General features: G+C 43.8%; 13 protein-coding genes and 2 tRNA genes. 7 read left to right on the top strand and 8 right to left on the bottom strand.

Annotated features, from left to right (window positions below):
• Positions 1-71 precede the first annotated feature (71 nt).
• The 4 genes from groL to B9T34_RS07150 form a co-directional block, all read right to left on the bottom strand.
• The gene (gene groL / locus B9T34_RS07135; RefSeq protein ID WP_086212481.1) at positions 72-1706 is read right to left on the bottom strand and encodes a chaperonin GroEL; all 1635 of its coding nucleotides are present in this window, start codon (positions 1704-1706) and stop codon (positions 72-74) included.
• 79 nt (positions 1707-1785) lie between these two features.
• Positions 1786-2076, bottom strand: a complete 291-nt coding sequence (locus B9T34_RS07140; protein ID WP_005008328.1) for a co-chaperone GroES — start codon at positions 2074-2076, stop codon at positions 1786-1788.
• A 194-nt stretch (positions 2077-2270) separates the two neighbouring features.
• Positions 2271-3041 (bottom strand): metallophosphoesterase family protein, encoded by a 771-nt coding sequence (locus B9T34_RS07145; protein WP_086212482.1) that lies wholly within the window; start codon positions 3039-3041, stop codon positions 2271-2273.
• Positions 3022-3960 (bottom strand): diacylglycerol/lipid kinase family protein, encoded by a 939-nt coding sequence (locus B9T34_RS07150; RefSeq protein ID WP_086212483.1) that lies wholly within the window; start codon positions 3958-3960, stop codon positions 3022-3024. Before B9T34_RS07150 ends, B9T34_RS07145 begins: the two co-directional genes overlap by 20 nt.
• 412 nt (positions 3961-4372) lie before the next feature.
• Here B9T34_RS07150 and B9T34_RS07155 point away from each other — a divergent pair, with 412 nt between their 5' ends.
• Both B9T34_RS07155 and B9T34_RS07160 read left to right on the top strand, forming a co-directional pair.
• The gene (locus tag B9T34_RS07155) at positions 4373-6202 is read left to right on the top strand and encodes a phosphoenolpyruvate carboxykinase (GTP) (RefSeq protein WP_086212484.1); all 1830 of its coding nucleotides are present in this window, start codon (positions 4373-4375) and stop codon (positions 6200-6202) included.
• Positions 6203-6341: 139 nt separating this feature from the next.
• The gene (locus tag B9T34_RS07160) at positions 6342-6722 is read left to right on the top strand and encodes a hypothetical protein (RefSeq protein ID WP_086212485.1); all 381 of its coding nucleotides are present in this window, start codon (positions 6342-6344) and stop codon (positions 6720-6722) included.
• Positions 6723-6789: 67 nt separating this feature from the next.
• On the opposite strand, the gene glpD is transcribed toward B9T34_RS07160, so the two are convergent.
• The gene (gene glpD / locus B9T34_RS07165; protein WP_086212767.1) at positions 6790-8328 is read right to left on the bottom strand and encodes a glycerol-3-phosphate dehydrogenase; all 1539 of its coding nucleotides are present in this window, start codon (positions 8326-8328) and stop codon (positions 6790-6792) included.
• Positions 8329-8592: 264 nt separating this feature from the next.
• Here glpD and B9T34_RS07170 point away from each other — a divergent pair, with 264 nt between their 5' ends.
• The 3 genes from B9T34_RS07170 to B9T34_RS07180 all read left to right on the top strand — a co-directional run bounded on the left by B9T34_RS07170 (position 8593) and on the right by B9T34_RS07180 (position 12083).
• The gene (locus B9T34_RS07170) at positions 8593-9912 is read left to right on the top strand and encodes an MFS transporter (protein WP_086212486.1); all 1320 of its coding nucleotides are present in this window, start codon (positions 8593-8595) and stop codon (positions 9910-9912) included.
• A gap of 240 nt (positions 9913-10152) precedes the next feature.
• Positions 10153-11484 (top strand): MFS transporter, encoded by a 1332-nt coding sequence (locus B9T34_RS07175; RefSeq protein WP_171265159.1) that lies wholly within the window; start codon positions 10153-10155, stop codon positions 11482-11484.
• Positions 11485-11657: 173 nt separating this feature from the next.
• The gene (locus tag B9T34_RS07180; protein WP_416202705.1) at positions 11658-12083 is read left to right on the top strand and encodes a hypothetical protein; all 426 of its coding nucleotides are present in this window, start codon (positions 11658-11660) and stop codon (positions 12081-12083) included.
• Between the two features lie 106 nt (positions 12084-12189).
• On the opposite strand, the gene B9T34_RS07185 is transcribed toward B9T34_RS07180, so the two are convergent.
• Both B9T34_RS07185 and folD read right to left on the bottom strand, forming a co-directional pair.
• Positions 12190-12858 (bottom strand): class I SAM-dependent methyltransferase, encoded by a 669-nt coding sequence (locus tag B9T34_RS07185; protein ID WP_086212488.1) that lies wholly within the window; start codon positions 12856-12858, stop codon positions 12190-12192.
• Between the two features lie 133 nt (positions 12859-12991).
• Positions 12992-13840 (bottom strand): bifunctional methylenetetrahydrofolate dehydrogenase/methenyltetrahydrofolate cyclohydrolase FolD, encoded by an 849-nt coding sequence (gene folD / locus B9T34_RS07190; protein ID WP_086212489.1) that lies wholly within the window; start codon positions 13838-13840, stop codon positions 12992-12994.
• 152 nt (positions 13841-13992) lie between these two features.
• On the opposite strand from folD, the gene B9T34_RS07195 reads away from it, so the two are divergent.
• Positions 13993-14066 (top strand) — tRNA-Cys (locus B9T34_RS07195).
• A gap of 13 nt (positions 14067-14079) precedes the next feature.
• Positions 14080-14165, top strand: a tRNA-Leu gene (locus B9T34_RS07200).
• A 158-nt stretch (positions 14166-14323) separates the two neighbouring features.
• Here B9T34_RS07200 and B9T34_RS07205 read toward each other — a convergent pair.
• On the bottom strand, positions 14324-15226 hold the full coding sequence (locus B9T34_RS07205; RefSeq protein ID WP_086212490.1) for a helix-turn-helix transcriptional regulator: 903 nt from the start codon (positions 15224-15226) through the stop codon (positions 14324-14326).
• Between the last annotated feature and the right edge of the window lie 236 nt (positions 15227-15462).

The raw sequence follows: 15462 nt of genomic DNA on the forward strand, positions 1-15462 counted from the left end.
TTATTAAATAATTAAGATAAAAAAATCCCCGCAATAAGCGGGGATTTTTCAGATCGGATGATCAGTATGAATTACATCATACCGCCCATACCGCCCATGCCGCCCATATCAGGCATTGCTGGTTTGTCTTCTGGAATGTCTGTAATCATACATTCAGTCGTCAGCATTAAGCCAGCAACAGATGCTGCATGCTCAAGAGCAGAACGTGTTACTTTTGCAGGATCAAGAATACCCATTTCCAGCATGTCGCCGTAAGTAGAAGTTGCAGCGTTATAGCCGAAGTTTCCTTCGCCATTTTTAACTGCATTGATTACAACAGATGGCTCATCCCCTGCATTGGCAACGATTTGACGAAGCGGCGCTTCGATCGCGCGGCGAAGGATGTTGATACCCACGTTTTGGTCATCATTAGCACCATTTACGCCATCAAGCGCAGCTGCAGCACGCACAAGCGCAACACCACCGCCCGCTACTACACCTTCTTCAACCGCAGCGCGAGTCGCATGAAGCGCATCATCAACACGGTCTTTCTTCTCTTTCATTTCAACTTCAGTTGCTGCGCCAATTTTGATTACTGCAACACCGCCAGCCAATTTAGCTACGCGTTCTTGAAGTTTTTCTTTGTCATATTCTGAAGTTGATTCTTCAATTTGCGCACGGATTTGAGTGACGCGCTCAGCAATTTGAGCTGCATCGCCTGCACCGTCAACAATTACAGTATTTTCTTTAGACACAGTGATTTTGTGCGCAGTACCTAAATCTTGAAGTGAAGCCTGTTCTAAAGTCATGCCGACTTCTTCAGAAATCACAGTTGCGCCAGTCAAAATAGCGATATCTTGAAGCATTGCTTTACGGCGGTCACCAAAGCCAGGCGCTTTAACAGCACATACTTTGATAATACCGCGCATGTTGTTCACTACAAGCGTAGCCAGCGCTTCGCCTTCAACATCTTCTGCGATGATTAAAAGCGGCTTGCCTGTTTTAGCTACAGCTTCAAGCACAGCAATTAATTCACGGATGTTGCTGATTTTTTTATCAACGAGAAGAACGAATGGGTTTTCAAGTTCCGCAGTCAATGTGTCTTGCTTGTTTGCGAAATATGGAGAGATATAGCCGCGGTCAAACTGCATACCTTCTACTACGTCCAAAGCATCTTCAAAGCCTGAACCTTCTTCAACAGTGATGACACCTTCTTTGCCCACTTTTTCCATTGCTTGCGCAATCAGCTTGCCGACAGTTTCATCAGAGTTTGCAGAAATTGAACCGACTTGTTCAATTGCTTTCGTATCAGATGCTGGTTTTGCAGTTGCTTTGATTTCTGCAACTAATGCTTTCACAGCAAGATCGATACCGCGTTTCAAGTCCATTGGGTTCATACCCGCAGTCACTGACTTGATGCCTTCGTTTAGAATTGCTTGAGCCAATACAGTTGCAGTTGTTGTACCGTCACCCGCGATGTCATTGGTTTTTGAAGATACTTCACGAACCAGCTGAGCGCCCATGTTTTCAAATTTGTCTTTTAGAGAAATTTCTTTCGCAACAGTTACACCATCTTTAGTGATGTGCGGTGCACCGAAAGAACGGTCAATTACAACGTTACGGCCTTTAGGACCTAAAGTCACTTTTACTGCATCGGCAAGTACGTTTACGCCCGCGATCATTTTTGAACGCGCTGAATCACCGAATTTTACGTCTTTAGCTGACATTCTAAACTCCAAATATTCTTAAATTTTAATCAATTATATTGCGTTAATAGCAAGTTCTAAATCAGATCGCTGCTCTGAATTAACCTTCAAGAACCGCTAAAATATCAGATTCTTTCATGACTAGAAGCTCTTCGCCTTCTACTTTCACTTTAGTCCCTGCATATGCGCCAAACAGTACATTGTCGCCTACTTTAACGTCTAAAGCGCGAACGCCATTGTCAGTCACTTTACCGTTGCCTACTGCAATGATTTCACCTTGAGCTGGCTGTTCAGCAGCAGAAGTACTCAAGATTAAACCACCTGCAGTTTTAGTTTCCTTTTCTACACGGCGGATTACTACGTTGTCATGTAAAGGACGAATCTTGCTCATTTCTAGCTCCATAGACATTTGTATAATGTCATTGATTACGATGTGAAGATGACTTCTTATTCCTAGGTCATCGACAATTTTTTGATATGACACTTTTGTGGGGATGGAAACATGGGCTTCAAGGGTAAAAGTAAAAATATTTTTTATTTCGTCTTCTTTTTATTCAATTTCCACATGCGCGGCTGAGTAAAAATTCAGAACTGCCGCCTGGATGTTACAAACCGCTGCTGCGCCTGATCAAAAAGATAATGCTCGACGTCGCCAGCAGGATCTATCGTGTTGAAACTATTGGGCAAGCCCGCATGCAACCTATAAGATATTGCCGTTCCTGCATGAATATCCAGCACAGGATGCTGCGCGCCTAAATGATAAATCTGATTCAGATCATACACAGCAGATTGATGCAAATGGCCATGCAGCAAAGCATATAAACCTCTTTTACTCCAAGTTTCTAAAGCCATGCGTCCCAAGATTGGGCAATCATTCACGCCATGCGGATCATCTGGGGGGGTGTAAAATGGCTGGTGCGCAGCAATAATTTTCAGCTTATGCTTAGGCGCCTGAAGCAGCTTTTCATCTGTCTCATGAATTTGCTCTAAAGAAATATGCCCGCGGGTATGGTAACGGCGGCGGATGCTGTTTAGGCCTAAAATATAAAAATGCTCTGTCTCCAGCACTGTTTCTGTATGTCCAAAAAACAGCTGATAGCGCGCAAAAGGACTGAAAATACGGTTCCAAACATGATACAGCGGAATATCATGGTTGCCCGGCACAACCAAATACGGCAAATCCAGACTGTCTAAAAAATGCCTGCAGGCCAAAAACTGCCGATAACGCGCCCGCTGAGTTAAATCACCGCTAATTACTGCGGCTTCTGGCTGATGCTCACGGCAAAACTGCTGTATAGCGCTGATACAGCCCTGCCGCTCTGTGCCAAAGTGTAAATCAGATAGATGCAGAAGCATGGGGCACCTTCACTTTTAAAGCATTTTTTTTGACACGGATATGCAGCGGCGGACGTAATTCCACAATTTCACCATCGACTGCCACAGTCAGCTTTTTGGCTGACGCATGAATAATGACTTCATCTGCATCAAAGCTATACACATCCGGCGCTTTTTCAATATTGCCTTTGACCAGCTGCCAAAGCATTTTGAGCAAAGTCATTTTATCGCTTTTGGCCACAACTACGCCCGCAACCCTGCCTCGTGCGGCGCATTCTGCAATTTGCAGATTTAAATCCGCCAGCTGCAGCTGATTATTGCCAAAAAAGATCAGCGGTGTTTTCACTGGATAGGTCACACCATCCACCTCGATCTGCAATTTCAGCTCTTTGCGGTCACGCAGCAGCACATCTAAACCAGAAGTATAGGCATTTAAAGGAAAGCGCCCTAAATGACGGTTATATTTTTCACGCTTTTGAATAAAAAGCGGATATAGCCCCAAACTGGCATTATTTAAATAAACCTGATCATTAATCAGGGCCGTGTGAACTAAGCGCTCCGCGCCATTTGCAATAACTTGAGCCGCCTCCAAAAGGTCGAGCGGAATATTTAAAACCCGCGCCACATAATTGAATGTACCCAAGGGTAAAATACCCATCGGCACCTGCGTACTCATTAAATAGCCTGCAACCGCATTCAGTGTGCCGTCTCCACCTGCCGCCACAACAATGCCTAAATTTTCAGCGTTTTTATGCCTTTGCATGACTTGCTGCATCAGCACATCAAATTCCGAGAAATGTCCCATTTCAAATGACTGAATTTCAAAGCCCTGCGCAGTAAATAGCCGAATAAGCTCTTCATAAACATCATCTTTATGAGTCGCATGAAAACCTGATTTTTGATTATAGATAATCGACAACGGCTGCGTTTGATTTGACATTTTTTATGCATTTTTAAAGCAATTATTCTAATTTTGTCGAATTTATCGCCAATTAACAGTTCCTTTATGTAAAATTCAAATGATCACCATTTATTTAATCAATAATAATTCTCATGTAAAAAATAAGACTAAATAACTGTTTTTTAAAATAATTAATAAAATAAATAACACCCATAAAATATATAAATAGATACATTTTTTAGACAAAATCCGCATATCTCAATGTTTTTAATGAAGTTAATTAATAAACATCCTAAGTAACCAAATAAAACTTCCTGCATCTTTAGTCTTATTTTTTTTATGAAAATATGCTTTAATAGCGCCACTTTTTTTCATATTTCATCTGATCAATGTACCCCGTTGCTCAGATTATACTTTGTACAGTTTGTACATATTTGAGATAGGCCTCACCATGACCCAAGTGAACGCACCAGAATTCGTTCGTCATCCTAAGCTAATTGCCTGGGTTGAAGAAATTGCAAAATTAACGAAACCAGCGAAAATTGAATGGTGTGACGGCAGCGAAGAAGAAAATCAACGTTATATCGACTTGATGATCGCTAACGGCACTATGCAAGCGCTTAACCAAGAAAAACATCCTGGTTCTTACCTTGCAAATTCTGATCCTTCTGACGTTGCTCGTGTTGAAGGTCGTACATATATTTGTTCAGAGAACAAAGAAGATGCTGGCGCGACAAACAACTGGGAAGCTCCAGCTGAAATGCGTGCTCGCTTAAACGGTTTGTTTGACGGTTGCATGAAAGGTCGTACTTTGTACGTTGTTCCTTTCTCTATGGGTCCTTTAGGTTCACATATTGCGCACATTGGTATCGAATTAACTGACTCTCCTTACGTAGCAGTAAGCATGTCTAAAATGGCTCGTATGGGTAAAGCTGTTTATGACGTATTGGGTACTGACGGTGAATACGTTCCTTGCGTACACACTGTAGGCGCTCCGCTTGAAGCAGGTCAAAAAGACGTTGCATGGCCTTGCAACCCTGACAAATGGATTGTTCACTACCCTGAAACGCGTGAAATCTGGTCATTCGGTTCTGGTTACGGCGGTAACGCATTGTTAGGTAAAAAATGCCTAGCTTTACGTATTGCTTCTTACATGGGGCGTCAACAAGGTTGGTTAGCAGAACACATGCTCATCCTTGGTGTGACAAACCCACAAGGCGAAAAACACTACATCGCAGCGGCATTCCCTTCTGCATGCGGTAAAACAAACTTCGCAATGTTGATTCCACCAGCGGGCTACGAAGGCTGGAAGATTGAAACTGTAGGTGACGATATTGCTTGGATCAAACCAGGTGAAGACGGTCGCTTATACGCAATCAACCCTGAAGCTGGTTTCTTCGGTGTAGCGCCTGGTACAAATACCAAGACTAACCCGAACTGTATGGCAACATTGACTAAAGATGTGATCTATACAAACGTTGCTGTAACTGACAACGGTGAAGTTTGGTGGGAAGGTCTTTCTAAAGAAGTACCTGCTAACCTGACCAACTGGAAAGGCCAACCTCACACTGGCGAAGAAAAAGCTGCGCATCCAAATGCTCGCTTCACAGTATCTGCAGGTCAATGCCCTTCAATTGATGCTGACTGGGAAAATCCAGCGGGCGTTCCAATTTCTGCGTTCATCTTCGGTGGTCGTCGTGCAGATACAGTTCCTCTAATTTCAGAAGCATTTGACTGGGTTGACGGTGTCTACAAAGCTGCGACTATGGGCTCTGAAACAACTGCCGCTGCTGTTGGCCAACAAGGTGTTGTTCGTCGTGACCCATTCGCGATGCTTCCTTTCGCGGGCTATAACATGGCTGACTACTTCACGCATTGGTTAGAAATGGGCGAGCAAGTTGGTGCTAAAGCTGCGGCGGCTGGCAACAAGCTTCCTGGTATCTACAACGTGAACTGGTTCCGCCGTGATGCTGAAGGCAACTTCGTATGGCCTGGTTTCGGTCAAAACATGCGTGTTCTTGAGTGGATCATTGACCGTTGTGAAGGCCGTGCAACTGCTGTTGAAACGCCAATTGGCTTAGTTCCTACTTACGAACAGCTAAACTGGACGGGTTCTGACTTCACTAAAGAACAATTTGATCTTGTGACTTCACAAGACAAAGACCAGTGGATCAAAGAGCTTAAAAGCCACACTGAATTGTTCGAAAAATTAGGTGATCGTATGCCTGAAGCGTTAAAAGCGCGTCAAGCAGAATTGATTGCTGCTGTACAATCTGCTTAATTGACCTTTAATTTCCCTCTATAAAAAAGAGGGATTAAGGGAGATTAAAAAGACCGCTCAATGCGGTCTTTTTTTCAACTTTGCAATTTTTGCAAGTTGAAATTTACAACCAAAACGTTGAATTTAAGGGGGAATTCAAATGCTTAAAATTCTTGGCGCATCTATTCTATTACTCGGCGCAACAAGCATTGCAGCTGCCAATCAGCAAGTAGAAGCTAATCAAGTAACTGCACAACCTAAATTAAAGGTTTGTGTAATTGAAGGGATTCCAGATTCTAGTCAATATCAAATCAAAAAGCACATTAAAGCGGCTAAAGGCACTTATGGCAGCGTGGTGGAAGTTTATCCGCGTTTTGTTGAACGTGCGCATCAAGTCGGCGGCAATGTCGTGATTAATTACCATGCCAGCCAGCGTTTTGGATTTTGGCCTTGGCGTGTTGTCCGTCCAGTGGTTTGGGGCACTGCAGTCAAATGGAACACACCGGTTGACTGCAAAAAAATTGGCGGCGTAGAAATCTAATATCTTCAGCTTCAGCTTTAAAAAAAGCCGCATCTGCGGCTTTTTTTATAATAAACAGCTGCCCGAACTAGGCCGCATCACCTTGTGCACGGCGCTGATGCAAGGCAATAAGATAATTCTCCAACTCTGCCTTTTCATCTTCTGTAAATTGCAAATACAGTTTAGTACGGCGCCGCAAAATATCTTCCGCATTGACAGCCCACTCCCGCTCCACCAAATAATCAACTTCTTGTGCATATAGGTCATGGCCTAAATGCTGCCCCAGCTCGTGAATTGAGGAAACCTGCTGCAGCCATAACCAAACCCGCGTACCGTACGCATGTGCCCAGCGCAGCGCCAGCGGCTGATCTATACCGCTTACCTTCTCCTGAATCTGCTCAGCCAATTCTTCCACCGTTGTCAGATTTTCTGCGCCCGGCAATAAAGCCTTATCTGTCCACGGTTTCTGCATTGCAGGAAAAAATGCTTTTAGCTGCGCCATAGCAGACTCAGCCAACTTTCGGTAAGTGGTCAACTTGCCGCCAAATACAGAAAGCAAAGGTGCACTTTCCTGCTCATCCGTCAATGCCAGCGTGTAATCGCGCGTCACCGCAGAAGGATTATCCGACTCATCATCACACAATGGGCGCACACCTGAATAGGTGCTAATCACATCCTGAGCAGTTAATTGGGTTTTAAAATGATCATTGGAAACATCCAGCAAATATGCCATTTCCAATTCTGTAATATCCACTTGATCAGGATCGCCATGAAACTCCTGATCCGTGGTGCCAATCAAGGTGTAAAGATCGAGATACGGAATAGCAAAAACAATGCGCTGATCATCATTTTGCATAATAAAGGCTTTATCGCCGTCATACAGTTTAGGCACAATGATATGGCTGCCTTGAATCAAGCGGACACCATAAGGCGCTTTAAGCTGCAGATCCTGCTGAATAAACTGCGCGACCCAAGGGCCTGCAGCATTGACCAATACTTTCGCATAAATTTGATATGCGCCCTGCTCATTTTCCAGCTCCACCCGCCAGCAGCTTTGATCTTCTGTATCTTGAAACACCCTATGCGCCCCGACACAGCGGGTTTGCGTGACAATTTTCGCTCCCTTCTCCTGCGCCTGCATCGCATTGAGCACCACCAGCCGCGCATCATCCACAGCACAGTCTGAATATTCAAAACCCCGTGTCATCTCTGCTTTAAGCGGACTGTTTGCAAGCGGAAACTGAACCGAATTTGATCCTGCCAAAGTTTCCCGCTTACCCAAATGATCGTAGAAAAATAATCCTGTGCGAATCAGCCAAGCAGGCCGCAAATGCGGCTGATGCGGCATAATAAAGCGTAATGGACGAATAATATGAGGCGCTTTTTTTAGCAGGACTTCCCGCTCCGCTAAAGCCTCTCTCACGAGGCGGAATTCTTTGTGCTCCAAATAGCGCAAACCGCCATGGATCAATTTTGAACTGGCGGAAGATGTATGCGACGCCAGATCATCTTTCTCACATAAAAATACCGATAGCCCGCGTCCTGCAGCATCCGCCGCGATACCCGCGCCATTAATGCCTCCGCCAATGACTGCAATATCATAGAGGTATTCGTAATTATCATTCATATGCGCCTCCATCACTCTGCACTTTATTATTGTTAACTCATCATTTGCCTTAGAGCACCCTTTTATCGTCTTTGCTTAAACATAGCAAAAACCCAGCAATCAAACTATAAATTCTGTTAACTGCAGCATCCAAATTTGATTTTTTCCTTATTTCAACCTATCTGCATGACAGCAAATACACATAGTACATTTAACATACAAAATGTTTATTTTGTTTACATTTCATTCAAACTGAAGGCATAAGATAAAGAAACAGAATAAAAAATGGATTTCACAATGACTGAAGAAACGGTAGTTCAATCGAACTTAGACACAAAAACACGGGTTAAATCCATTCTTGGCGGTTCTGCAGGCAATTTAGTCGAATGGTACGACTGGTATGTATACGCTGCATTTACCCTATATTTTGCCCACGCATTTTTCCCCAAAGGCAGTCAAACTGCACAGCTGCTGCAGGCGGCGGCCATCTTTGCGGTTGGTTTTTTAATGCGGCCGATTGGCGCTTGGATTATGGGCGTCTACTCGGACCGAAAAGGCCGCAAGTCAGGACTGACGCTGTCTGTCACCTTAATGTGCATTGGCTCATTAATGATTGCTGTTTCCCCTACCCATGATCAGATTGGTGTTTTTGCCCCGCTCATTTTGGTGGTTGCCCGATTGATTCAAGGCCTGAGTGTGGGCGGTGAATATGGCGCCAGCGCCACATATTTAAGCGAGATGGCTGAACGCGACCGGCGCGGGTTCTTTTCCAGCTTTCAGTATGTCACGCTTATTGCAGGGCAATTGACCGCTTTGTGTGTCTTGCTCATTCTGCAAGTTGTACTGACCGAAGAACAGCTGCATGAGTGGGGCTGGCGTATTCCCTTCTTTATTGGCGCATGTTTAGCCATTGTAGTTTTCTATATTCGGCGCGGCCTGATGGAAACCCAGTCCTTTAAAAATGCGCAGAAAGATAAATCAAAGCCTGAATCCGGCTTGTTTGCACTATTCAAACACTACCCCAAAGAAGCGTTTACCGTATTATTCTTAACTGCAGGCGGTACTTTAGCATTCTATACTTACACCACTTATCTGCAAAAATTCTTAGTCAATACCTCTGGCTTCAGCAAACCCGCAGCCACGCAAATCACTACCTTGGCCTTGTTTATTTTCATGTGCTTACAGCCCGCTGCCGGCGCATTGTCCGACAGAATAGGCCGTAAACCAATTATGATTGCCTTTGGTGTACTTGGCGTCCTGTTTACTTATGTGCTGTTCGATGCCTTAGCGCAAACGCAAAACTACTGGACTGCGTTCTGGCTGTGTTTGGCTGGATTAATTATCGTGACAGGCTATACATCTATCAATGCGGTGGTAAAAGCTGAAATGTTCCCTGCGCATATCCGAGCTTTGGGTGTGGCCCTGCCTTATGCGCTGGCCAATACTATTTTTGGCGGAACCGCAGAGTTTTTTGCCTTGAGTTTTAAAGAGGCAGGCCATGAGTCATGGTTCTTTGTCTATGTGACCATCATGATTTTCATCTCACTATTGGTCTATATTTTTATGAAAGACACCAAGCATCACTCAAAAATCCAAGAACATTAAACCACAGCAACAACCTAAAAGCCTCTCACTGGAGAGGCTTTTTATTATGTGATGATTCCAACAATAAAAACCAAACAGTTGATTAAAATCAAAACAGCTTTAAGACTAAAGTCTCATGATTTTCTTACCTAAGAAGAGTATAAATAAAATAAATACCTTTTAAATTCCCATTTCGACAAAATATATGTATTTAAGTTTTCTTCCAGAACTTAAATGGATATGTTTTGCCTCATTCATTCCATGGAGAATGATGTGTCAAATACTCCCACTCAAGCCGCGCCTGAGCAGCTTGATAGAAAAACTCGTGTCAAATCCATCCTAGGCGGCTCTGCAGGCAACCTTGTCGAATGGTATGACTGGTATGTTTATGCCGCGTTCACCTTGTATTTTGCCCCGCAATTCTTCCCAGAAGGCGACAGCACTGTAAAGCTGCTGCAAGCGGCTGCTGTATTTGCACTGGGCTTCTTAATGCGCCCGATTGGCGCATGGGTTATGGGCATATACGCCGACCGTAAAGGCCGTAAAGCAGGCTTAACCGTTTCAGTATCCCTGATGTGTGTCGGCTCACTGATGATTGCCTGCGCACCGACTTATGATTCTGTAGGCATGCTTGCCCCTGCAATTTTACTGCTTGCCCGTTTGATTCAAGGTTTAAGTGTGGGCGGTGAATACGGTTCTAGCGCGACCTACTTGACAGAAATGGCAGGTAAAAACCATCGCGGCTTCTTTTCCAGCTTCCAATATGTCACCCTCATCTCAGGTCAATTGCTTGCGCTTTGCGTCCTGATCATTTTACAGCGCAACTTAGACGAAACTGCATTAAGCGAATGGGGCTGGCGTATTCCCTTCTTTATTGGCGCATTGCTGGCCGTTGTGGTGTTCTGGATTCGCCGCGGCTTGGTGGAAACTCAATCATCTAAGCAAGCGCAAGAACAAGCCAAAAATGGCGGTCCAAAATCTGGCGCTTTGGCATTGTTTACCCAATATCCCAAACAAGCATTTACAGTGATTATGCTGACTGCCGGCGGTACATTGGCATTCAACACTTTCACCACGTATTTGCAAAAATATCTGGTCAATACTTCAGGCTTTGAAAAAACCACTGCAACTGAAATTACCACAGCGGCAATTTTCATCTTCATGCTGATCCAGCCTGCGGTCGGCGCGCTGTCTGATAAGGTTGGCCGCAAGCCGATTATGATTGCCTTTGGTGTACTGGGTGTACTGTTTACAGTGCCGATCTTTAATGCGCTTGGCGGCACGACAGATGCAATGACAGCATTCTTCCTGTGCATGAGCGCCATGGTCATTGTGACAGGCTATACCGCAATTAACGCCGTAGTCAAAGCAGAACTGTTCCCGCCGCATATCCGCGCTTTAGGTGTTGCCCTGCCTTATGCCATTGCCAATACTGTTTTTGGCGGTACTGCAGAACTGGTTGCGCTCAGCTTTAAAAATGCAGGTCATGAAAATTACTTCTTCTACTACATTACTTTCATGATTGGCTTGTCACTGATTACTTACGTCTTTATGCGTGATACTAAAAAGCACAGCATGATTACCGATGATTAATGCTTTTGCATTCAATTAAACACATTAAAGCCTTCTTCTGAAATTCAGCAGAAGGCTTTTTTGATAGGAAATTGATCCGTAATTTGTAGATATTTCCATCAAATTTAGCATCGAGAAAAATATATGCTTATGGCATACTCTTCATATAACAACATAGGCAGATGCGCATGAAAATCACATATAAATTTTTGGCTTTAAGTCTTGCAGCCGTCACTCTCACAGCTTGTCAAAGCGCGCCTCGCGCTTATAACGGTCAATCGGGCTATCAAATTGAAAACCAGTCTGCAAATTCTGCAACATTGGCCTATACCTTGGCTGGACGTCAAAATCAGCAACTGGATGAAAATAAATTACAGCGCGCATGCCAAAAAGTACTAGACGTCAACAAAACATTTAAGCTGACTATTTTAAGCATCAATGAAATTGCCAACCCAGCATCTTCACAAAGTGAACAATTTGGCCGTCAAATCGGCAATAGCCGCACCAGCTTTGGCTTATCGAATACTCCAGATTTACGCAATTCAGATAATTTAGGCGCGCAGCAGGCGCTGGATGCCCGCCCAGCAACATTACGTGTGGTTCGATACACCTGCTCTTAACCCATCTGCTCCGCATAAACATGCTTAACATAGAACAAAGTTCTAAATAGGCAAATTTTATGCAAAAAAATAAGACGCTCAAAGCGTCTTATTTTTTTTTCAATTTTTATAATGTTTTATAAAAACTCACATTGCGAAACTCTGGAGATTCATCTAAATCTGGCCATGTTGTTGCGCTGCGTTCATCCAGCTTTTCATACTTGGGATGGCTGAAATTTTTCACACGGCTGTCTGCCACCCAAACTTCTGGCGCAAACTTTAAAAACTCATCCAAAAAGAATCGGTTGCATTGGTCATACAGCACATCTGCCGCCAGTAAAATATCTACTTGTTCAGCCTTGTACAGATCATCCAAATACTCTAGTTCGACATCATTCAATTCCGCATTGGCACGGCAAGCATCTAAACTGACTTGATCGATGTCACAGCAAATCACCCGTTTGGCGCCTGCCATTTTTGCCGCAATCGCTACGACACCAGAACCTGCGCCGAAATCCAGCACCACTTTATCTTTTACGTGGTGCGGCTCTGCCAGCAGCCACTGCGCCATTGCTAAGCCCGACGCCCAGCAGAAGATCCAATACGGCGTATCGTTCCAAATTCGGCGAATGACTTCATCATCCAATTTATCGGTTGGAAATACGGGTGGAATCAGCCACAAAGAGATAGGCGTATCAGGCAACTGCTGTGCATGCAATTCACAGTGTGGAATCACATCATGCAGGGCTTTGAGAAGATGTTCAGGCGCTTTAGGGAATTGAAAAGTACAGCTCATTGGATTTCTTTTAATTGCTATTTGAATCTTTAATGAATCTCCCCTAACCCCTCCTTAAAAAGAGGGGAACTTCCATCTAAAAATTAATGGTTAGTTTTCCCTCCTTTGAAAAAGGAGGGTTAGGGAGGATTTTTTAACCTAGCGCTTTTTCAGCAGCTTCAACTGTTTGACGAATCAAAGTCGTAATGGTCATTGGGCCTACACCGCCTGGAACTGGCGTATAAGCAGAAGCTACTTCTTCAATACCCACCAATTGAATGTCGCCTACACCGCCGCCATCACGCGGGTGGAAGCCTGCATCAACAACAACAGCACCTTGCTTGATCCAATCTTTTTGAATCAATTCAGCTTTACCAACCGCACCCACAATAATGTCTGCTTGTTTTACAAAGCTTGCTAAATCTTGCGTACGTGAGTGGCAAATGGTTACTGTTGCATTGGCTTCAAGCAGCATAGCCGCCATTGGTTTACCCAAAATAGCTGAACGGCCAACAACCACTGCGTGTTTACCCGCAATTTCGATGTTGTTTTCTTTCAGAATTGTCATGATGCCTGCAGGAGTTGCAGAACCATAAGCCGCTTCACCCATCGCCATACGGCCATAGCCAAGGCAAGTCACACCATCTACGTCTTTGGCTAAAGAAATCGCATCAAAACAAGCACGCTCATCAATTTGCGCAGGCACTGGATGCTGTAACAAAATACCGTGCACATCTGGATTGGCGTTCAATTTCTCAATTTCAGCCAGCAATTGTTCAGTTGTGGTTTCTGCAGAAAGCTCAACTTTCATAGAATCCATACCAACACGGCGGCAAGCGTTGCCTTTCATACGCACATAAGTTGCAGATGCACCATCATCACCGACCAAAATAGTCGCAAGAATTGGGGTACGTCCTGATTTTGCTTTTAACGCTTCTACGCGAGTTAACAAATCAGCTTCAATTTGCTTTGCCAATGCACGACCATCTAAAACTAATGCCACGGCACATCTCCAAGTGTTGATATGAATCAATTTTGCACATAATACATGATTATTTTAAATATTTTCCGCTATATGCTGTTTTTATGCGCATACGAATGAATCCACTATTGTTTTTTTTTCAGAGCTTGATAATATACGCATCAACAAGACGTGGCGGGGTGGCAGAGTGGTCATGCAGCGGACTGCAACTCCGTGTACGCCGGTTCGATTCCGACCTCCGCCTCCATCTTGTTAAAAATGCCCGAGTGGTGAAATCGGTAGACACAGGGGATTTAAAATCCCCCGCCCACAAAGCGTGCCAGTTCGAGTCTGGCCTCGGGCACCATTTTAATACTTCTTAAAATGGTGCAATAAAGAACCCAGCGATAAGCTGGTTTTTTTATGTCTAATTTTTAGCACAGCATTTCCAGCGTACAAAAAAAAAGAGCTATACGCGCTCTTCATAAAATCACATCAATTGTTCTTATCTTTATGCCTAAGCCATTAAATGCTTGCTGGGAGTAAATAGTGCTGCAAGTCTTGTTCTAATTTTTTTTGCAAATACGCAGGCTGAACAATTTTTATATGCGGAATCCAGTAGCGCACCAATGGCAGCAGCTGTTTCTCATGGCGAATTTTACAGCGAATGGTTAAAGCACCACTGGCTTCCTCTTGTTCAATATACTGTTCTGGCAACAATTTACGCTCTTTAAAATGATGTGCCACGTCTGGATGCACCGAAAAAAGCACATCCTGCTTTTCACCGCCAAACCAAATCCCCTCTTCCTCTTCCAGCTGCGCAAGCACTTGCGGGTTATGGCAAAAGCTTTCCTGCATCGGCTGTACATGCTCGATTTTTGATAATCTAAATGCACGCAATTCAGAACGCTGAACAGCAACTAAATACCAATTTCCTTGAAAATGGATCAATCTGTATGGCTCGACAATGCGAGTCACATTGTTATAAACAAAACTGATTTTTTTGTGCTGATGAATGACGTCTGAAAACACTTGGAAATGTTCTGAAAATTGACGCGCATTTTCAAAATGGTAGCCTTTAGCAGAAAAGATTTGGCTGGAACGCTCGTCGAGCAAAGCGCTTAAAAATGACATTTCCAAAGAGGGATAGAGCTGGCCAATACCGGAAATGTGAGCAAAATTTTGGATGTCCTGCAGCTTAAAACGGCCGAGATAAACGGCATCGACTGAATATTTTTTTGTGGCTTCATCTTGAATGAGCGGTAAATAAGAATTGAGCCGATCAAAGTCACGCTCAATAGTGCGCGTACTGACGTGGAATTCTTGCGCTAACTCTAAAACTCCTAACGAATGGCCTGCGTTCAATTTAGTTAATATATTTGCTAAACGCTCAGCAAGGCGCTCATGTGTAGAAGCCGTTCGCCCCATAAATCCCCTCACTAAACCACAGCAACAACTCGTCTATATTTAGAACAACTCATCAAACCATTTGCTTTGTTTAATTAAAACAAACAATTAAAAACATTATATAAATACATATTTTTAAATATTTAATAAAAATATTATTACAGTATTAGTAAAGGCTGTCTATAGCACTATAGACTAATCGGTCTATAACACCATAGACTAATCGGTCTACAGCACCATAGACTAATCTGTCTTAT

Source organism: Acinetobacter sp. ANC 3813 (assembly GCF_002135435.1).
In the GTDB taxonomy this organism is placed as follows: Bacteria; Pseudomonadota; Gammaproteobacteria; order Pseudomonadales; family Moraxellaceae; genus Acinetobacter.